Here is a 19,969-nt window from a genome sequence, read left to right on the forward strand (position 1 = left end):
ATGGGACGAGTCACGGAACGACGCAAGGTGATCCGGATCCGGGACGGGGTGGTCTCCAGCCGCGCGGACACCCTCGTCGCGGAGGAACCGCTGGAGATCCGTCTCAACGGCAAACCACTGGCGATCACGATGCGCACGCCGGGCGACGACTTCGCGCTCGCCGCCGGTTTCCTGGTGAGCGAGGGGGTGCTGGCCGCCGCGTCCGACCTGCTGAACATCGTCTACTGCGCGGGCGCGACGGTGGACGGGTCGAACTCGTACAACGTCGTGGACGTGCGGACCGCTCCGGACGTGGTGATACCCGACATCACCCTCGAACGGAACGTCTACACCACCTCGTCCTGCGGACTGTGCGGCAAGGCGAGCCTCGACGCCGTCCGTACGACGGCCCGTTGGCCCATCTCCGACACTCCCCCGGTCCGTGTCGACCCGGAACTGCTCGCAGGACTCCCCGACCGGCTGCGCGCGGCCCAACGGGTCTTCGACCGGACCGGGGGGCTGCACGCGGCGGCCCTGTTCACCGAGGAGGGGGAACTGGTCGACGTCCGGGAGGACGTGGGCCGGCACAACGCGGTCGACAAGCTGGTCGGCCGTGCCCTTCAGAACGGCGACCTGCCGCTGTCCCGCACCATCCTGCTCGTGTCGGGCCGGGCGTCCTTCGAGTTGGCGCAGAAGGCCGTGATGGCGGGCATCCCGATGCTCGCGGCGGTGTCCGCGCCCTCCTCCCTGGCGGTGGACCTCGCCGCCGAGACGGGCCTGACCCTGGTCGGATTCCTGCGGGGCAGCTCCATGAACGTGTACGCGGGCGAGGACCGCATCGCCCTGCGGGCCGCGGCCGCCCAGGGCTGACCGGCCTTCCCCGCGACACGGCGGCGGGGCCCCGGACGGCGGGGAGCGCCCCCTGCGCCGCAGGGGCCCCGCCTCAGTCCGGGCGGCGGCCGGTCCGGCCCCGCGGCCGGTGGCCCCGGCCGCGTCGGGAGCCGGCCGGGCGCACCGGCGCCGCGGCGCGGCTCAGCCGGAGCGTGTCCCGACCGCGGGGCGCGACCCTGACGCCGGCGCCGACGCGGTTTCCTCCTCGGGCACATCGCGCGCGCGGCGCTTGGCGATGACCGCGCACACCATCAGCTGCATCTGGTGGAAGAGCATCAGCGGCAGCACGGCCAGCGAGGCCTGCGCGCCGAACAGGACGCTGGCCATAGGCAGGCCGGAGGCGAGGGACTTCTTCGAGCCGGCGAACTGGATCGTGATCCGGTCCTCCCGGCCGAAGCGCAGCGCCTTGCCGCCGTACCAGGTCAGGGCCAGCATCACGGCGAGCATGACGGCCTCGACGACCAGCAGTCCGCCCAGCCGGACGGGGCTCACCTGGTGCCAGATGCCCTGGACCATGCCCTCGCTGAACGCGGCGTAGACGACGAGGAGGATCGAGCCGCGGTCGACCAGGCCGAGGACCTTCTTGTGCCGCGTGACGAACCCTCCGATCCAGCGGCGCAGCAGCTGCCCCGCGAGGAACGGCACCAGCAGCTGGAGCACGATCTCCAGGAGCGAGTCGGCCGAGAAACCGCCGGTACCGCCGCCGAGCAGCGCGGCGGCCAGCAGCGGGGTGACGACGATGCCGACCAGGGACGAGAAGGAGCCCGCGCAGATCGCGGCCGGCACGTTGCCGCGGGCCATCGAGGTGAACGCGATCGACGACTGGACGGTCGACGGGACCAGGGTGAGGAAGAGCAGGCCCTGGTAGAGCGGATGGGTCAAGAACACCGGCACGAGTCCGCGGGCGGCCATTCCCAGCAGCGGGAAGACGACGAAGGTGCACGCCAGCACCGTGACGTGCAGCCGCCAGTGCTTGAGCCCGTCCAAGGCCTCACGGGTCGACAGCCGGGCGCCGTAGAGGAAGAAGAGGAAGGCGATGGCGGCCGTGGACGCGCCGGAGGCCACGTCGGCGCCCGTCCCGCGCGCGGGGAACAGGGCCGCGAGACCCACCGTCCCGAGCAACAGCAGGATGTAGGGGTCGATCGGCATCCAACTCGGCCATCGCAGGCGTTTCACGGTGCTCCACTTGCTGATTGTCCTGTGCGTGTGCGGAGGCCCGGAGGGGCCCCTTCCATCGTCCTCCTCCGACCCTTGATCGGGAATCCGGCATACCACTCTGACTGTCATCATGTTCCGCGATAGCCTGAGCGGGTGTACGACCCGTCCCAGCTGCGTACGTTCCTCGCGGTGGCCCAGACGCTCAGCTTCACGCAGGCCGCCCGGCGCCTCGGCCTGCGCCAGTCCACGGTCAGCCAGCACGTACGCCGCCTGGAGGACGCCACCGGGCGACAGCTGTTCAGCCGCGACACGCACTCGGTGGAGCTGACCGAGGACGGCGAGGCGATGCTCGGCTTCGCCCGCCGGATCCTCGCGGTGCACGAGCAGGCGACGGCGTTCTTCACGGGGACCCGGGTGCGCGGCCGGCTGCGTTTCGGCGCGTCGGAGGACTTCGTGCTGACCCGGCTGCCGGAGATCCTGGAGGGCTTCCGCTACGACCATCCCGAGGTCGACCTGGAGCTCACGGTCGAGCTGTCGGGCACGCTGCACGAGCAACTGGCGGCCGGGAAACTGGACCTGGTGCTGGCGAAGCGGCGTCCCGAGGACCCGCACGGCCGCCTGGTGTGGCGCGACGAACTGACGTGGATCGGCGCGGAACGACTGCGGCTGGACGCGGACCGTCCGGTGCCGCTGATCGTGTACCCGCCGCCCGGCATCACCCGGGCGCTCGCCCTGGAGGCCCTGGAACGGCAGGGCCGGGCCTGGCGCATCGCCTGCACCAGCGGCAGCCTCAACGGCCTGATCGCGGCGGCCCGCGCGGGCCTCGGCGTGATGGCCCACTCCCGGGGACTGATCCCGCCGGGCCTGGTGCGGGCACCGGAGCGAGCAGAGCTTCCGGAACTCGGCCACGTCGACTTCGTCCTGGTCCACGGCCACCGCCGCCCCTCGGCCCAGAGCGCGGCGGACGCCCTGGCGGCGGCGATCCTGGCGGGCGGGGAGCGCTTGCAGCGGCGGGGGGTCTAGGGCGTGTTGCGAAAGTCCCGTCGTCCGCCCGTAGGGCGGGCCGAGCGGCGTCTGGTGCGTGCTCTCGGCGTGCCGGGCGGAAGCCCTCGTACTGGTTGTACGTGGGTTTTCGACCGGTGCGGCGAGAGTGCGTGCCAGGCGTCGCTCGGCAGGCGGGACTTTCGCAACACGCCCTAGCGCCAGGAGTGCCCGCCCGGTGACGGATCCGGGCGTCCCGGCGCTGAGGAAAAGAGGGCCAGTTGCCGGCTCAGGGGCCGACCGCGCACCGTTCAGGGCCGGCCTGCCGACAGGTCAGCGGAGCGTAATCGCGTCGTACAGATTCGGTGGAGATTGCGGGACCGAAACTGACCCAACCGTCAGCTTTCTGTCCGACCCCTACCTATGTGAGCGCATTTCGCGTCACTGATTGCTGCGTATCTGAGCACTGTTCGTGTTCGGACCCCCTCCCGCGCCGCCCCCGGGTGGGGTAGCTTTCACCGCGCTGCGGGGAGCGACAAAGAGCCGGGAGCGGGGATTGCGCGAGTTCACCAACCCTCCGTTGGCGTTGGCACCGCCGGTGGGCGGTCTGGCCGATGTCGTCTTCCAACATGCCCAGGAAGACCCTCTGCATATCGCGCTCGGCCGCAAGGGCGAGGACGGCCAGTGGCGGGACGTGACCGCCGCCGAGTTCCGCGACGAGGTCCTGGCCCTCGCCAAGGGCCTGCTCGCCCAGGGGATCCGCTTCGGCGACCGGGTCGCGATCATTTCCCGCACCCGCTACGAGTGGACGCTCTTCGACTTCGCGCTGTGGGCGATCGGCGCCCAGGTGGTGCCGGTCTACCCCACCTCCTCGGCGGAGCAGTGCTTCTGGATGCTGTACGACGCCGAGTGCACGGCGGCGGTCGTCGAGAACGAGGACCACTCGATGACCATCGCCACGGTCATCGACCGGCTGCCGCAACTGCGTCAGCTGTGGCAACTGGACGCGGGCGCCCTGCAGCAGCTGTACGACTCGGGCGCACACATCGACGACGAGGTGGTGCACCGGCACCGGCAGGCGGTCACCCCGGACTCGGTCGCCACGATCATCTACACCTCGGGTACCACCGGCCGCCCCAAGGGCTGTGTCATCTCGCACGGCAATTTCATGTACGAGGCCGACACGATGATCACGCGCTGGGAGCCGGTGTTCCACTCGAAGCGGGGCGACGAGGCGGCGACGCTGCTGTTCCTGCCGCTCGCGCACGTCTTCGGGCGGATGGTGGAGGTCGCCACGATCCGCGGCAAGGTGAAGTTCGGCCACCAGCCGCAGATGAGCGCGGCCGCCCTCATGCCCGACCTGGCCGCGTTCCGGCCGACGTTCTTCCTCGGGGTGCCCTACATCTTCGAGAAGGTCTTCAACGCCTCCCGCCGCAAGGCCGAGAAGGAGGGCAAGGCGGGGCCGTTCGAGAAGGCCGTCGAGGTCGCCGTGAAGTACGCGGAGGCGATGGAGGCGAAGGCCTGGGGCACCGGGCCCGGTCCGTCGGCGGGCCTGCGGATGCAGCACCAGCTCTTCGACAAACTCGTCTACGCCAAGATGCGGGCGGCGATGGGCGGCCGTATCCGGCACGCGATGACCGGCGGCTCGGGCATGGACCGGCGGCTCGGCCTGTTCTTCGCGGGCGCGGGCGTACACATCTACGAGGGCTACGGACTCACCGAGACCACCGCGGCCGCCACCGCCAACCCGCCCGAGCGCACCCGCTACGGCACCGTGGGGCAGCCCATCCCCGGCATGACCGTGCACATCGCGGACGACGGCGAGGTCTGGCTGCGCGGCAATAACGTCTTCCAGGGCTACCTCAACAACCCCAAGGCCACCGACGAGGCCCTGCACGACGGCTGGCTGGCCACCGGTGACCTGGGCTCCCTCGACGAGGACGGCTACCTCACGATCACCGGCCGCAAGAAGGAGATCCTGGTGACCTCCGGCGGCAAGAGCGTGTCGCCCGGCGCCCTGGAGGAGCGCGTCCGCGACCATCCGCTGGTCGCCCAGTGCATCGTCGTCGGCAATGACCGCCCGTACGTCGCAGCCCTGATCACCCTGGACCAGGAGGCCGTCGAGCACTGGCTGACGATGCGCGCCAAACCGCAGATGCCGGCGGCCCAACTGGTGCGCGACACCGACCTGGAGACCGAGGTCAGGCGGGCGGTGGTCGCCGCCAACACCCTGGTCTCACAGGCCGAGTCGATCCGCACGTTCCGCATCCTGGCCCAGCCGTTCACCGAGGAACACGGTCTGCTGACCCCGTCCCTCAAGCTGAAGCGCAAGGCCATCGAGAACGCGTACGCCAACGAGGTCGAGGCGCTGTACCGGGCGTAGCGCGTGTCGTCGATTGCCGACGCTCCACATCGCCGATGAGTTTTTGGCGCTTGTGCGGTCTACCAGTCGACGAGACGAAGGGAGCGCACCATGCGCAAGATCATCGTTTGCACGTTCCTGACACTCGACGGCGTCATGCAGGCGCCGGGCGGTCCGGACGAGGACACGCAGAGCGGCTTCGAGCACGGCGGCTGGCAGAAGCCGGTGTCCGACGACGAGGTCGGCGCGGCCATCGCCGGCTGGTACGAGACCTCCGACGCGATGCTCCTCGGCCGCAAGACGTACGAGATCTTCGCGTCGTACTGGCCGACCGCCGACCCCGGCAACCCGTTCACCGAGCGGATGAACACCATGCACAAGTACGTGGCCTCCCGGACCCTGACGTCCGTCGAGTGGCAGAACTCCACCCTGCTGGAGGGCGACGTCGCCGATGCGGTACGCAAGCTGAAAGCGTCCGACGGCGGCAACATCAACGTCGTCGGCAGCGGCGACCTCGCCCAGACCCTCATGCGGCACGACCTCGTCGACGAATACCGGCTGACCATCCACCCGGTGATCATCGGCACCGGCAAGCGGCTTTTCGCCGACGGAGCGATCCCCACGGCGCTGGAACCGGTCAGCGTCTCCACGACGAAGGGCGGCACCACCGTCGGCGTCTACCGACCGAACGGCAAGCCCAGCTACGACAGCTACTAGCCGGTTTCCTGGCACCTCGCGGTGGTCACGCCGGCGACCACCCGGCGTCAGCGTTCGGTCCGGGGGTACCGGCTCGAGCCGCGCCCACGGCGCGTCACTCGACGGCACACCCGGACCGGCGATCAGATGATCCGGACGAAGACGGCCTGCGCCGGTCCTAGCTGATATTGACTCGGAAGATCTTGTCCGAGCCGTCCGCCTCACCTCCGTTGTTGTCGCTGTTGGTGGTCGACAGCCACAGCTGGTCGGCGCCCGGCACCTTGGTGACCGTGCGCAGGCGGCCGTAGGTGCCGACGTAGTACGCCGTCGGGGAGCCGACGCTCTCGTTGTCGCCGTTGATCGGGATCCGCCACAGGCGTTCGCCGCGCAGGGACGCCATGTAGACGACGTTGCGGACGATGGCGATGCCGCTGGGTGAGGCCTCGGAGACGTTCCAGGTGGCCTTGGGGTTGGTCATCCCGGAGACGCTGCAGTTGCCCTCGCAGGTCGGCCAGCCGTAGTTGGCGCCCGGCTTGATCAGGTTCAGTTCGTCCTTGGAGCTGTTGCCGAACTCCGCCTCCCACAACCGGCCGTTGCGGTCGAAGGCGAGGCCCTGCGGGTTGCGGTGCCCGTAGCTGTAGACGTAGTTCCCGAACGGGTTGCCGGGGGCCGCCTTCCCGTCCGTCGTCATGCGCAGGATCTTGCCGTTCAGGGAGTTCTTGTCCTGGGCCAGGTCGGGTGTCTGGGCCTCGCCGGTGGAGACGTACAGGTAGCCGTCGGGGCCGAAGGCGAGGCGGCCGCCATTGTGGTAGCGGTTCTTCTTGATGCCCTGCAGCAGCACCGTGTAGTCGCCGAGCTTCGTGCCGTCGTACGTCATACGGACCACGCGGTTGCCCTCGGACGCGGTGTGCATGAGGTAGACGTAGTGGTTGGTCGCCCACTTCGGGTCGACGGCGACGCCGAGCAGCCCGCCCTCGCCGTTGGTGGTGACCGCGTTGGGGACGGTCCCCACCTGGGTCTTCGCGCCGGCCTTCGTGACCTTCCAGACGCGGAAGTCGTCCCGCTCGGTGACCAGGGCGGACTGTCCGTCGGGCAGCCAGGAGGTGCCCCACGGGATCGTCCAGCCCGAGGACAGGGTGGCGACGGACGACGGGACACCGCCGTCGGTGGCGCACGCCTTGGTGGTGAAGTTCACCGTGTTGCTCTGCGCGGAGACGTTGCCCGCCGCGTCGCGTGCGACGACGTTGAGGGCGTACGGGCTGTCGCAGGCGAGCCCGGTGAGGGTGGTCGACGTGCCGCTGGTGACCGACTTGTAGACCGTGGTGTCGCTGCGCACGTCGTACCCGGTGACCGCCCGGTCGTCCGTGGCGGCGCCCCAGGTCAGGTCGACGGCGTTCGAGGTGATGCCCGCCGCGGACAGCGTGCCGGGTTTGCTCGGCGGTGTGGTGTCGGAGCTCGGCTTGGTCGTGCAGTCGACGACCGGGCTCGCGGACGAGGTGTTGCCGGCCGCGTCCCGGGCGATGACGGTGAGGTTGTACGTCGTGTCGGGCGTGAGACCCGTCAACGCCTTGGAGACCGAACTCCCGGACGCCTCACTGATCTTGTTGCCGTGCTCGTAGATGTCGTACGCCGTCACGCCCACGTTGTCCGTGGCGGCGCCCCAGGCGAGGGTCAGGCCGTTCTCGCCGATGTCCGAACAGCTGGGCTGGCCGGGGCGGGTGGGTGCCTGGCTGTCGGCCGCCGCCGCGATGCTGACGCGGTCCAGGTTGGGGCCGCCGGCGTCGGTGGTGGCGGTCGCGCGGATCTTGTTGGACCCGGCCTTCAGCGGCACGTTCACGCTCTTCGTCGCCCAGGTGTCCCAGTCGGCGGTGGCCGGGAAGGACACCCCCGAGGCGACCACGGTGCCGCCGACGGATATGTCCATCGGCCGGTTGGTGGACGTCCCGTTGGCGTACCGGAGGGCGAGCGACGAGGTCCCGGCGTCGGTCGCGCTCACCGTGAACTCCACATAGGAGCCGGTGATGTTGGTGTAGTCGACGAAGCCGGTGCCGGTGTAGCCGGTGTGGTTGGTGGCGACGGTGCCCTGGGAGACGGTGGCGTCCTCGGCCTGGTAGTCGGTGGCCGCCCGGGCGCTGGTCCCGGTGAGGCCGACGAGCGGTAGGGCGAGGGCCAGGGGGAGGCCCCATGCCACGGTTCTGGTGGGTCGCTTCATGGATTGATTCCCCTCAGCCCGTGTACCGGGTGAAGACTTTGAGGTAGTCGTACGGCTGCTGCGACACGCCGCTGCACGCGTCGCCGTCCCCACCCGAGCCGCAGGCACGGTCACGGTTGACGGACCAGTAGGTGAGGCGCCCGATGTGGTGCTGCTGGGCGTAGGCGAGCATGGTCTCGAAGTCGGCGACCCGGACCCGCTCACCGGAGTCGTCGGTCTTGCCGTTCATCGACGACAGCCCGATGTGGGCGTAGGCGGTGGCGTCGCTGTAGCCGTACGCCGACTTGACCCGTGCCTTGAGGCCCTCCATGGCCTGCGTGGTCAGGGTGCCCATGTTGGTGGTGCCGCCGCCGAAGTCGAACGGCATGATGCACCAGACGTCGTTCGCCAGACCGGAGTTCGCGGCCCGCTTGATCATGTCGACGCCGGTGGAGTCGGGGCCGCTGGTGGTGGTGCCGAAGGTGATGACGGTCTTCAGACCGGGGTTGTTCGCCTTCACGGTCTTCAGCGCGTCGACCACGCGCTGCCGCACGGTGGCGTTGGACCACTCGGTGTTCTCGATGTCGACGTCAAGGGCCTTCAGCCGGTACGCGTCGATCACCTTCTGGTACGCGCCCGCGAGCGCCGAGGCGCTGGAACACTTCTCGCCGAGCTTGTTCCCGCTCCAGCCGCCGACGGAGACCATGACGTCGCCGCCGGCGGATCTGACCGCGTTGATCTTCGACTGGTCGGTGCCGCCGGTCAGCGGGCGCGAGCCGTCCCACTTCGGGTTGCAGCCGCCGTCGGAGAGGATGAACGCCAGCGTGAACCACTTGACGCCGGTCGCCGACATCACCGAGGTGGGGTTCGGCGGGCTGCCCCAGCCGAGGTACTCGTAGGGGGCGACGGCCATGCCCGGTGAAGCGGCCGCGCCCTTCAGGGAGTTGACCGGCTTCACGCGGATCAGCCGGGTCTCGCCGGGCCGCAGGGTCGCGCTGTAGGAGTCGTCGATCACGCCCTTGTGGGAGCCGGACCACAGGTCGGTGACGTCACCGGAGCCGGTGAAGCCGACCTGTGACCAGTCCACGGCGACCGTCGCGTTGCCGGACGTACCGGTGTTGAACAGGGCCACCACGTACTGGCCGTCGCTCTCCTTCTTGCTCCAGACCTGCTTGACCCCGCTGCTCACGATCCGCTTGGCGGCGACGCCGTCCTGGTCGACCCCGATGAGCCGGTCGTTGGTCAGCATCGCCTTGTCGACCGGGTCGAGATCGGTGAGGTCGGTGCCGAGCAGCAGCGGCGAGGCCGCCATCGCCCAGAGGGTGAAGTGGGACCGGCGCTGGTCGGCGGTGAGGCCGGCCCGGTCGCCGTTGCCGATCTCCAGGGAGTCGAGGTCGTTCCACCCGCCGGGACCGGCGTGCGGCTGCCAGGAGGCCGCGGTGTTGAAGCGGGAGGAGACGTGGGACCAGTCGGTCAGCGGATAACCGCTGCCGTTGTCGCCCGGACCGCAGTAGCACTCGACGTCACCCTGGGTGCGCCAACTGTTCGCGTGCTTGCGCCAGGTGGCGGCGTCCGCGATCGCGAGGTTGTTGGACAGGGCGAAGTTGATGGGCCGTCCGGTGGCGCGCAGCGCCTTGTCCCAGGCCTGGACGTCGGGGATGTCCTGGCTGCCCACTCCGTCGATCTTCAGGTAGTCGACCCCCCAGGAGGCGAACTGCCGGGCCCAGGAGTTCACGAACTCCTGCGCGCCCGGCTTCTGGTAGTCGATGTAGTACATGTTCTTGCAGTTGTAGTTCTTCTCCGTCTTCGACGTGTCCGCGATGTCCTTCGCGTGGTACGAGGTCCCCTCGATCGGCGTGTTCTTGGTGACGGCGTTCTTGGCGATGCCGGGCGTCACGTAGAAGCCGAACTTCAGGCCCTTGGAGTGGATGTAGTCGGCCAGCGCCTTGATGCCGCCGGGAAACTTGGCGGAGTCCACGGACCAGCGGCCGTAGGAGTCGACGACGAAGCCGTTGTCGTCGCACTTCTGCCAGAAGTCGTCGAGGTTGATGTAGACGAAGCCGTGGTTCTTGAGGCCGCTGGACACCAGCGCGTCGGCCTGGGCCTTGATCTTCGCCTCGGTCGGCCAGCGGCGTGTGAAGCTCCAGCTGCTCCAGCCCATGGCGGGCCGGACGGACTGGCCGTTGTCGGAGGCGGCCGCCGGGCGGGCGGCCGCCAGCAGCGGGACGACCGAGGCGATCAGCAGCCCGACCAGGGCCACGACCAGTGATCTGACGCGGGTGACACGGGTGATGCCTGTCATGACTGTCCCCTCTTCGCGGGAGTCGCGTACGAGGTGCCGATCCACGCCTCGTCGATCCGCAGCCGCTGGTAGCGGGTCGTGTCGGTGGCCGCGGCCCAGGTGGAGTCGACCTGGAGGCGGACGTAGCGTGCGCCCGCGGCGGTCAGGTCGATGCCCTGCATGCCGCGGCGGCTCGGCAGCTGGCCGGTCTTCACCGGGCTGCCCCAGGTCGAGCCGTCGGCGCTCAGATACACCTTGTAGTCCTTGATCCGTGCCGACTGCTCGGTGTCCGAGCGGGCGTAGGCGACGGAGTCCTCGCGCTGGTTGAGCCCGAGGTACTGGACCTTCTTCGAGCTGCCCAGGTCGAAGGTGAGGTTCACCGGGAGGGTCTTGTTGTTGTCCCAGTAGGTGCGGTAGTCGCCGTCACCGGCTGCCGAGCCCGCGTGCGAACTCGCCGAGGCGCTCGCGCTCACCTTGACGCCGGTGAGGATCCCCTGACGGCCGGCCGTCGTGACCTTGAACACCGTGTCGTACGGGTCCCAGTTCCCGAGCCCGGTGAGGGTGAGGACGCCGCCCGACTGCGACCACGAGACCGCCGCTCCCGTACGGAGGTTGGTGACAGACGCGACGCGGTAGCCGTTGTCGCGGACCCGCAGGGTGCTGGTGCTGGGCGGGGTCAGGACGTGGATGTACTGGCGGTTGGCGTTGGTCTTGCTGATCGTGGTCACGCCGTGCGCGCCGTCGTTCCAGAAGCCCGGCTTGAGCCCGCCGTACAGGTAGCCGCCGCCCTCGGTGCCGTGCAGGGACTCCCAGATGGGGTCGAGGTAGGAGTTCGCGAAGTTGTTGAAGTCGGCCTGGTTGGCCGGGAACGTGCCGTTGACCTGGGCGGTCTCCGCCATCAGCGCCTTCACGGACGAGCCGGTGTTGGTGACGAGGCGGCCGAGGGTGAGCATCTTGTCGACCGCCGGGTCGGTACCGCCGTACCACCAGGAGCCCGTGGAGGGCAGCTTGAAGTCGGCCTCGGTGAGGCGGGGCTGGGCCGTGTAGACCGCCTGCGGGTAGTCGTAGGCCGGCGTCATTCCGGTCTTCTGCTCGTTGCTGATCATGTCCATGATCGGCGTGTCTTCGTTGTTGTTGCTGATCGTGTAGTTCGGGCGCTTCTGGTAGACCTGCGCGTAGAGGTTGTTGCTCTCCCAGTACGCGTTGTCGTTGTCGATCCAGAAGCCGCCGAGGTCGGGGTAGCGGTCCATGACCTCGAAGAAGTTGTCGTAGCTGAACTGCCCGAAGCCGTCCCGGGTGGTCAGGTCGACGTCCTTGCCCTTGTACGAGGAGTACGCCGCCGAGTCGAGCCACTCGTGGCCGCCCTCGGCGTGCCACTGGGGGTCGTCGGTCATGTAGAGGATGACCTTCAGCCCCTTGGCCTTCGCGGCGCTGACCAGCTCGCCGAGGAAGTCCCGCTTGGTGGAGCAGGAGCCGGGGATCTTCGACGGCCAGGCGCGGGCGTAGCCGAGGCGGCTGTGGAAGGAGGCGAGGACGATGTACTGCGTGTGCAGCTTCTGGGCCTCCTTCACCCAGTAGTCGGCGTTCCAGCCGCCGTCGGTGACGTCCTTCTCCCAGTCGGTGCAGCTGGTGTGGGCGGGCGCGGTGCGCAGGCCCCAGTGCAGGAAGAGGCCGCCGACGGAGTTCCGCAGGAATTCCTGACGCGGGTTCTCCAGGTCGAGCGGCTTGGCCGGCGTGGCCGCGCAGTTCTCGCTCGACCCGCTGCCGGACACCCGCAGCGCGCCGCCGGAGGTGTTCTGCCCGTCCGTCAGGCAGTAGCCGGTGACGTTCTGGAAGCCCACGTCGTACGGGGATTGATTGCCGCGCTGGGCGGTGAGGCCGGTGAACCTGATTCCGCTCGCCGCGTTCGCGATGACCGCGGGGCGTCCGTCGTCCGCCGCGGACCTCACCGAGCTGTCGGTGAAGGTGATGTTGTCGGCGTTGTGCAGGTACCACCCGTACGCCGGCCGGGTGCCGATGGCCTTCGGGTTGTAGTCGGCCGGGTCGTTGCTCGGCACCGCGGTGGACATGGTGCCGTTGCCGCCGGGGACCGTGATGTTGACGTCGGTGAACGTCACGCCGTTGATGCGGTGGCCGTTCTCGCCCCACAGGGTGGGGCTGAAGGACGGGCTGGTGCCGGTGGCCGTGATGTTGTCGTACGTGACGTTGCTGATGGAGCCGACGCCCGGGTTGTTCCCGCACCGTTTCCGGGTGCCGATCTTCTGCATGATCGGCGAGTGGACGCCGGTCATCGTGATGTCGCGGTAGTGGACGTCGGAGATTTTCGCGCCGTCCATCGACACCATGCCGAGGCCGGACTTGTCGGCGCCCTCGATGCGGATGTTCTCGAACCGGTAGTCCGAGAAGTCGCCGCAGGTCTCGGAGCCGAACATCAGGGCGTTGCAGCAACGGGCGGACAGATAGGAGTCGTTGACCCGTACGTGTCCGTTGGCGAGCTTGGCGCCGAGGGCGTAGTCGCTCTTGAAGACCAGTGCGTCGTCGTTGGCCTTGATGCTGGCGTTGGTGATCGTGACGTTGGTGGTGGAGATGATGTTCCAGCCGTCGCGGTCGCTCGCCGTGTCGATGGTCAGGCGGTCCGAGACGACGTTCTTGCAGCCGTTGACGAGGGCCGCGAAGTGGCCGCCGCGGCGCAGCGTGAGGCCGTCCCCGATGCGCAGTCCGTCGCACCGGGTCAGCGAGATGATCTTGTCGGCCTCCCCGGAGTCCGGGTTGCCGGTGATCAGGTTGCCCATGCCGTCGATGACGCCCTGGCCGACGAACCCGATGTCGGTGAGCCGGTCGCCGTAGATCATCGCGTCGCGGAAGTGGCTGTGCCCGTAGTCCTGGTAGGCGTCGTACGGGTTGGACTCGGCCTTGTCGTAGGTGTCGGCGCTGGAGCCCTGGAGCGTGGCGCCCTTGTCGAGCTGGAGCGTCACATGGCTCTTCATGTGGATGGTGTTCTTGGACTTGTAGTCGCCCGCGGGGAAGCGGACCGTGGCGCCCCCGCTCGTCGAACCGGCCGCCGTGATGGCCTTGTTGATGGCGGGCGTGTCGTTGGTGGAGCCGTCCCCCTTGGCGCCGTAGTCGCGTACGTCGAGGACGGTGGCGGCGGCGGGAGCGGCGGGCGGTGCGGCGGGAGCGGCGGGGTGGGTGAGCCCGAGGACCACGGCGAAGGCGAAGAGAACGATCGACGCGACCCGGTACCCGGGAACAGTGGGGGGTCTCATGGGGCGTGGCTCCTCATCCGAGCTGGTAGCCGCGGAGCTTGGTGAGCAGGAGGTAGGTGTTCTGCAGGGATCCGGAGGTGTCACCGAGGGAGCGGTAGATTCCCCACTTGGGGCGCACGCGGTCGGCGAGGAAGGTGTCGACGCCGGTCTTCGACGCGTCGATGACGGTCGAGCCGCCGCTCTTGAGGATCCAGCGGACCGAGCCCGCCGACCCGTCGCCGACCTTGATCTGGAAGTCGACGTCGGTCCATTTGTCGTGCAGGGGGTCCAGATCGGTGCGGCCGATGAGGATGTCGTCGATGGCGAGCTTCAGCTCGATGGTCTGCTTGCCGTTGACCCGGCGAAGGGACTGCACGACGATCGGCGAGCTGCCGGCGCCCGGCTGCTTCATCTGCATGATGTGCGTGAAGGTGGTGGTCGCCTTCAACGAGCTCGGGATGTACATGGAGTACGTGACCCGCCAGGTCTGGCCCTGGGTCCACTTGAGGTAGCTGCTGCCGCTGGTGCGCAGTCCGGTGACCTCCTGCCGCTGCCGATCGGTCGACGTGTCACGGTCGACCGTGTGCATGTTGAAGCGCCAGTTGTCGCCGGTGGCGTAGATGTGCGGCTGTCCGGCGGTGTGCGAGTCGGCGCGGTCGTCCTCGATCGTCTCGAAGGCGCCCAGGCCGTCATCGCTCGCGGACGGCGCCCACTTCTGCTGCCAGGAGGCGGCGTGCGCCGTGGTCGCGGCCGGAAGACCGACGGCGGCTCCCGCCGCGCCGCCGAGGGCGGCACCCAGCAGTCTCCTTCTAGATGTGCTCATGACACTAATCACCTCGCAGCTGTTCGTTCATGATCAGGAACGCGCCCAGTCCGTGGAAGTCGTTGGTGGCCCGCTTGCGGGCGATGTAGTACGCGTAGTCGCCGACGTTCGTCCCCTCGGAGATGTCGGCGAGTTCGGTACGGCCGTCCGTGCCGACCGACAGCTTCGCCAGGACGCCCTGGTAGCCGCGGCGGGCGACGGTCGCGTAGTGGCGGTCGAGGTAACCCTTTTGCGCTCCGCGGTCGAGGGCGTAGGTGAACATGCTGGAGCAGGACGTCTCGGTCCAGTTGCCGCTGCTGCCGCCCTTGTCGATCACCTGGAACCAGCGCCCGGTCGCCGGGTCCTGGTACTTCTCCAGGCCCGCCGCCAGCTTCCGGAATATCTTCAGGAGTTGGGCCCGGCGGGGGTGGTTGGCTGGGATCGCGTCGAGCACGTTGGTGATCGCCATCGAGTACCAGCCGACCGCCCGGCACCAGTGCTCGGGGGCCAGCCCGGTCTGCGGGTCCGCCCAGCTCACGCTCTTCGACTCGTCGTAGGCGTGCTTCAGCAGGCCGCTCGCGACCTGTAGGTGACCGCCGTAGAGGGAGAGCTGCTTGGCCGCCTCGTCGTCGGCGTACGTCCGGTCGCCGAACTCCTTGCCGTACTCGACGAGGAACGGGTTCACCATGTAGACGCCGTCCGCCCAGAGTTGGTTGGCACGGCTGGCGGTGTCGGCGTGCCAGAAGCCGCCGTCGGAGGTGCGCGGAAAGGTGTTCAGGCGGTCGCGGATCTTCTTCGCCGCCTTGCGGTAGCGGTCGTCGCCCGTCTCGTGGTGCAGGATCACCAGCAGGCGGCCGGCCTGCATGCTGTCCAGGCTGTTGAAGGGCTGGTCCATGGAGCCGTCGCTCTTCACGAAGCGGTCGACGTAGTCCTTGATGTAGGTGAGGTAGCGCGCCTCGTGCGTACGCCGGTAGGTGAGGTACTGGCCGTAGAGGTAGAGGCCGACCGGGTAGGACCAGCTGCCGATGGTGCTCGGGGTGTAGCGGGCCATGGTGGAGTCGACGAGGGCCACGGACCAGTCGGGCGCGGCGGCCGGGCGGCTCGCGGGCCGCGCGCCGGCGGCGACGGCCGGGGACGGGGCGACCGCCGGCAGAGCGGACAGGGTGACGGCGGCCAGGGCGACGGTCGTCAGCGCCGTGGACATGCGTCGGCGTGTCATGTTCCTCCCTTTCGAACGAGGCCTTGCGGTGGGGGCCGTTGCGGCAGAGGGCATGGCCTGCCGGACCCTTTCATCCGATGTCTGGCGAACGGGAGCCTCCGCCTACGCGGCCTGCGTCGTGCTCTTGCTCATGGATGCGACCTGCTTTCCGGAAGGTGGGGGGTATGGAAAGTCCAGGACAGCGCGGCGTTCACATGGGTGTACTGAGTTCAGCGACTCGTTCGACAGCGCCATACAGAGTTGCGGCACGAGGCCACGCGGTCAATGGTCCGGACCGAAGACGTCGGATGCGTTTCCGGCCAATCTCCGGCCGGCCCCCCGCCGATGACACTGACTCACCGGTCAGCCACCAGGGATCCGGATCGATGTGGACGGATTCTTCCGTCAGGAATTCTTCACGGCCCGTGATCGTTGATTATGGGAGTGCCATCTGACGACAACCGTAAGGATCAAGAGCTCGTGAGCAGCAAGGTCCCCCCGATCATCCTGAACAACGGCGTCGAAATGCCCCAGCTGGGTTTCGGCGTCTGGCAGGTGCCGGACGACGAGGCGCAGCAGGCGGTCACCACCGCGCTGGAGGCCGGGTACCGCAGCATCGACACAGCGGCGATCTACGGCAATGAAGAGGGCACCGGCAAGGCCATCGCCGCCTCCGGAGTCCCGCGCGAGAACCTCTTCGTCACCACCAAGCTCTGGAACAGCGACCAGGGATACGACTCCACCCTGCGCGCCTTCGACACCTCGCTGGAGAAGCTCGGCCTGGACTACGTGGACCTGTACCTGATCCACTGGCCCACCCCGTCCCGGGACCTGTACGTCGACACGTACAAGGCGTTCGAGAAGCTGCACGCCGACGGCCGGATCCGGGCGATCGGTGTCTCCAACTTCGAGCCCGAGCACCTGGAGCGACTGATCGCCGAGACGTCCGTCGTCCCGGCCGTCGACCAGATCGAGCTGCACCCGCATCTGCAGCAGGCCAAGGCCCGCGAGTACCACGCCGAGCAGGGCATCACCACCGAGGCCTGGTCGCCGCTCGGCCAGGGCAAGGGCCTCCTGGAGGTCCCGGCGATCGTGGCCATCGCGCAGAAGCACGACCGCACCCCGGCCCAGGTCGTGCTGCGCTGGCACCTCCAGCTCGGTAACGTGGTGATCCCCAAGTCCGTGACACCGTCCCGGATCAAGGAGAACATCGAGGTCTTCGACTTCAGCCTGGACACCGAGGACCTCGCGGCGATCAGCGCCCTGAACGAGGACCGGCGCCTGGGCCCCGACCCGGTGACGTTCAACCAGGCCTGAGCCGTTCGCCCCAGCGCCCCGGGACCGCTGCGGCGGTCCCGGGGCGCTGTCGCGCCGGGGCACCGTCGCGCCCGGCCTGTGAACGGAAGTCGCGACGGACCGCCCTCCAGGGGATTGACGCGGCCATGCCGAGGGGGCACCTTGGTTCCCGCCAGGTAAGGAAACTTTCCTAACAGAAGGGTCCCCCACAGTGCGTATACGACCACTGACCCTCGCCGTGGCCTGCTCGGCCGCCCTGCTCACCGCCGGAGTGCTCCCCGCGACCGCCACCGGCGCCCCTTCACCGACATCCGCCTCACCGGCATCCGCCCAGGAGGGCACGGTCAGCGCGGCCGACCTGCTGGCCAAGCTGTCGGGCTGCTCGCAGCTCTCCAACGGCAAGTACCGGACCGACGACGAGACGTCGGCCACGATCCCCGTGTGCGGCAAGAACGGCGCGGTGTTCTGGAAGGCCGACATGGACGTCGACTGCGACGGCCAGCGCACCTCGAAGTGCAACGAGGACACCGATCCCTGGTACCAGGACGACACGGCGTTCCACCAGTCCAACGGCAAGCCGCTGAAGGCCGATTCACTGCCGTACGTCGTCGTGCCCAGCTCCAGCAGCATCTGGAACTACTCCGGCGCCGGCATCAAGGGCGGCGGCGTGGTCGCCGTGATCTACAATAACAAGGTCGAGTACGCCGTCGTCGGCGACACCGGCCCCACGAAGATCATCGGCGAGGCCTCGTACGCCACCGCCAAGGCCCTCGGCATCGACCCGGACCCTGAGTCCGGCGGAACCGACTCCGGGGTGACCTACATCCTGTTCAAGAACTCCCAGGTGTCCCCCATCGAGAACCACAACGCGGCGGTCACCCTCGGCGACCGCCTCGCGCAGCAGTTCCTGCGGGACAACTGACCGCGGGGGACCTAGATGGGCTGCCCGATCGGCCGTACGACAACCGTGTTGACGTCGACGCCGGCGGGCTGCCCGACGGCCCACACGATCGAGTCGGCGATCTGGTCTGCGGTGAGCAGATGGCCGGGCGGCAGACTCCCGTAGCTGTCCCAGAACGGGGTCTCCACCCGGCCCGGCGCGACCAGCGTCACGCCCACCCCGAACTCGGTCACCTCGCGTCGGGCGTTCTCGGCGAGGCCGGTCACCGCCCACTTGGTCGCCCCGTAGATGTTGCCCGGGCCGTGCACGAACCCGGCGACACTGCCGACCAGCACGATCCGGCCCCGGGTCTCCTTCAGCGCGTCGATCGAGGCGCGGATGAGCAGCGCGGGGCCGAGCACATTGGTCAGCACCATCTCGGTCCAGCCCGTGGGGTCGCCCTCCGCGACGGTGTCGTGGGTGGCGAACCCCGCGTTGGCGACGACCGTGTCGAGCCGGCCGAACTCCTTGAGCGTACGGTCGACCGCCGAGCGCACGTCGTCGTAGTCGGCCGCGTTGCCGACGAACGTCAACAGGCCGTCCGGATCGCCGAGTTCCTCGGCGAAGCCGCGCAGCCGTGCCGCACCGCGGCCGGTGACGGCCACTCGGTGCCCGGCGTCGAGCAGCCGCCGGGCGGCGGCGGCACCGATGCCGCTGCCGCCGCCGGTGATCAGCGCTACCGGAGCGTCGTGAGAGTCGGTCATGAATCCCCCTGAGGTGCCTCGATGTGCTCAACAGACGTCAGGAGTCAATCAGTTGGAGCACTCTCGAAGTCAAGGGCTGTCGACGGCGCCGGGTGGCGGGTGGGCGGGCGCCGGGTACCGGCGGAGATGTCAGCCCGTACGTTCCGCTGTGTACAGCGTGCGGGCCGCCAGCACGAAGACGTCCCGTCGGCGGTGCACGCTCGCCGGGTCCTCGGGGTCGAGCAGTCGGTCGAGGGTGGCCCGGTCGGTGCTGTCGAGGCGGTCGCCGAAGCCGTCGCGCAGGCGGGAGAGGGTGGCGGCCGCATGGGCGCGGGCCCGGTCGGTGGTGGGGGCGGGCAGGTCGAGGAGGAAGCTGCGGGTGCCGGTGTGCCGCAGGCCCGCGGCGGCCATCAGCCCCGGCCAGTCATCGACCTCGGCGACGGCGCCGGGCAGGTCCGCGCGCATCCGCGCGAACCACTCCTCCTCCAGCGCGTCCAGCCGCGCCTGCAGTCCCGGCCGGCCGATGCCGATGTCACGGGGCAGGAAGCGGGCGGGCAGGCCACCCTCCAGCAGCGCGAGCGTGCCACCGGGAGCCAGCCTGGCGGCGAAGCCGGCGAGGGCGGCCCGCTGGTCGCCGATGTGGTGCAGGCTGTTGCTGGCCCAGATCAGGTCGGCAGGGTATTCCAAGTCGTCCAGCACACCAGGCAGTTCACCGGCGAGGGTGCCGAATCGGTCGGCGACGCCGAGCCGGGCGGCCCGGGCGCGGGCCCGTTCCAGCAGCGGCTCGGTGGCGTCCACGGCGACGACCCGGGCTCCGGGGAAGCCATCCGCGAGCAGGCAGGAGATGACACCGGGACCGCTGCCCGCGTCGACGATCAGCCCGGGCTCGGTCTGCTTGTGCCCGAGCCAGGCCAGAGCCCGCTCGTACAAGGGAGTGAACAGCTCGGCCTGGGACTCCAGCATCGGAGCATGTTCGTTCCAGTCGATGTCGGTGCCGGTGTCGGTGCCACCGTGGCCGTGATCGTGGCCGGACCGTTGGTGGTCGTGGCCGGGGTCGTGGTGTGGGTGCGCCATGGTGGTCAGCCTCTCGTCGCGGTACGGCCAGGGTGCGCCGACGCACCGCACCCGGGCCACCACTGTTGCCGACCCGGCAAGAAACTCGGCAGAAGACGCGACGAAAAGCACGACACGAAGCACGGTGAGAAGGAAGCGTCCCCGTCCGGCCGCACCACCTGCGGCCGGACGGGGACCAAGGACAGCCACGTA

The 19,969-nt window shown here is 69.1% G+C and carries 14 protein-coding genes; 6 read left to right on the forward strand and 8 right to left on the reverse strand.

Features of this window, described 5'->3' with window-relative positions:
* On the forward strand, positions 1–849 hold the full coding sequence (gene fdhD, locus ACFYRY_RS31555; protein ID WP_389153190.1) for a formate dehydrogenase accessory sulfurtransferase FdhD: 849 nt from the start codon (positions 1–3) through the stop codon (positions 847–849).
* 162 nt (positions 850–1,011) lie between these two features.
* Here the strand turns inward: fdhD and ACFYRY_RS31560 are convergent, their stop codons facing one another.
* On the reverse strand, positions 1,012–2,019 hold the full coding sequence (locus ACFYRY_RS31560) for a bile acid:sodium symporter family protein (protein ID WP_389153897.1): 1,008 nt from the start codon (positions 2,017–2,019) through the stop codon (positions 1,012–1,014).
* 162 nt (positions 2,020–2,181) lie between these two features.
* Between ACFYRY_RS31560 and ACFYRY_RS31565 the strand changes: the two genes are divergently transcribed.
* The 3 genes from ACFYRY_RS31565 to ACFYRY_RS31575 all read left to right on the forward strand — a co-directional run bounded on the left by ACFYRY_RS31565 (position 2,182) and on the right by ACFYRY_RS31575 (position 6,088).
* Positions 2,182–3,051 (forward strand): LysR substrate-binding domain-containing protein, encoded by an 870-nt coding sequence (locus tag ACFYRY_RS31565; protein ID WP_389153193.1) that lies wholly within the window; start codon positions 2,182–2,184, stop codon positions 3,049–3,051.
* Between the two features lie 514 nt (positions 3,052–3,565).
* Complete coding sequence (locus ACFYRY_RS31570; RefSeq protein ID WP_389153196.1) at positions 3,566–5,392, forward strand: AMP-dependent synthetase/ligase; 1,827 nt, start codon at positions 3,566–3,568, stop codon at positions 5,390–5,392.
* Between the two features lie 90 nt (positions 5,393–5,482).
* Complete coding sequence (locus ACFYRY_RS31575; RefSeq protein WP_389153199.1) at positions 5,483–6,088, forward strand: dihydrofolate reductase family protein; 606 nt, start codon at positions 5,483–5,485, stop codon at positions 6,086–6,088.
* A gap of 157 nt (positions 6,089–6,245) precedes the next feature.
* Here the strand turns inward: ACFYRY_RS31575 and ACFYRY_RS31580 are convergent, their stop codons facing one another.
* Genes ACFYRY_RS31580 through ACFYRY_RS31600 form a run of 5 tightly spaced genes read right to left on the reverse strand, consistent with a single transcriptional unit; the run spans position 6,246 to position 15,805 of the window.
* A complete protein-coding gene (locus ACFYRY_RS31580; RefSeq protein ID WP_389153202.1) occupies positions 6,246–8,279 on the reverse strand; it encodes a PQQ-dependent sugar dehydrogenase in 2,034 nt (677 codons plus the stop codon).
* Positions 8,280–8,292: 13 nt separating this feature from the next.
* Complete coding sequence (locus tag ACFYRY_RS31585) at positions 8,293–10,560, reverse strand: alpha-galactosidase (protein WP_389153205.1); 2,268 nt, start codon at positions 10,558–10,560, stop codon at positions 8,293–8,295.
* The gene (locus ACFYRY_RS31590) at positions 10,557–13,805 is read right to left on the reverse strand and encodes a glycosyl hydrolase family 28 protein (RefSeq protein ID WP_389153208.1); all 3,249 of its coding nucleotides are present in this window, start codon (positions 13,803–13,805) and stop codon (positions 10,557–10,559) included. The genes ACFYRY_RS31585 and ACFYRY_RS31590 overlap by 4 nt, the downstream gene beginning before the upstream one ends.
* Positions 13,806–13,818: 13 nt before the next feature.
* Positions 13,819–14,607, reverse strand: a complete 789-nt coding sequence (locus tag ACFYRY_RS31595; protein ID WP_389153211.1) for a Tat pathway signal sequence domain protein — start codon at positions 14,605–14,607, stop codon at positions 13,819–13,821.
* 4 nt (positions 14,608–14,611) lie between these two features.
* Positions 14,612–15,805, reverse strand: a complete 1,194-nt coding sequence (locus tag ACFYRY_RS31600) for a glycoside hydrolase family 105 protein (RefSeq protein ID WP_389153213.1) — start codon at positions 15,803–15,805, stop codon at positions 14,612–14,614.
* Between the two features lie 459 nt (positions 15,806–16,264).
* Here ACFYRY_RS31600 and ACFYRY_RS31605 point away from each other — a divergent pair, with 459 nt between their 5' ends.
* Positions 16,265–17,101, forward strand: coding sequence for an aldo/keto reductase (locus ACFYRY_RS31605; RefSeq protein WP_389153216.1), 837 nt, complete (start codon positions 16,265–16,267; stop codon positions 17,099–17,101).
* Positions 17,102–17,291: 190 nt separating this feature from the next.
* A complete protein-coding gene (locus tag ACFYRY_RS31610) occupies positions 17,292–18,002 on the forward strand; it encodes a glycoside hydrolase family 75 protein (protein ID WP_389153219.1) in 711 nt (236 codons plus the stop codon).
* Between the two features lie 11 nt (positions 18,003–18,013).
* On the opposite strand, the gene ACFYRY_RS31615 is transcribed toward ACFYRY_RS31610, so the two are convergent.
* Positions 18,014–18,724 carry an SDR family oxidoreductase gene (locus ACFYRY_RS31615; RefSeq protein WP_389153222.1) on the reverse strand — a complete coding sequence of 237 codons (711 nt, stop codon included), beginning with the start codon at positions 18,722–18,724 and terminating at the stop codon, positions 18,014–18,016.
* 129 nt (positions 18,725–18,853) lie between these two features.
* On the reverse strand, positions 18,854–19,777 hold the full coding sequence (locus ACFYRY_RS31620) for a class I SAM-dependent methyltransferase (protein WP_389153225.1): 924 nt from the start codon (positions 19,775–19,777) through the stop codon (positions 18,854–18,856).
* Between the last annotated feature and the right edge of the window lie 192 nt (positions 19,778–19,969).

Source organism: Streptomyces sp. NPDC005263 (genome assembly GCF_042872365.1).
Classification (GTDB): Bacteria; Actinomycetota; Actinomycetes; order Streptomycetales; family Streptomycetaceae; genus Streptomyces.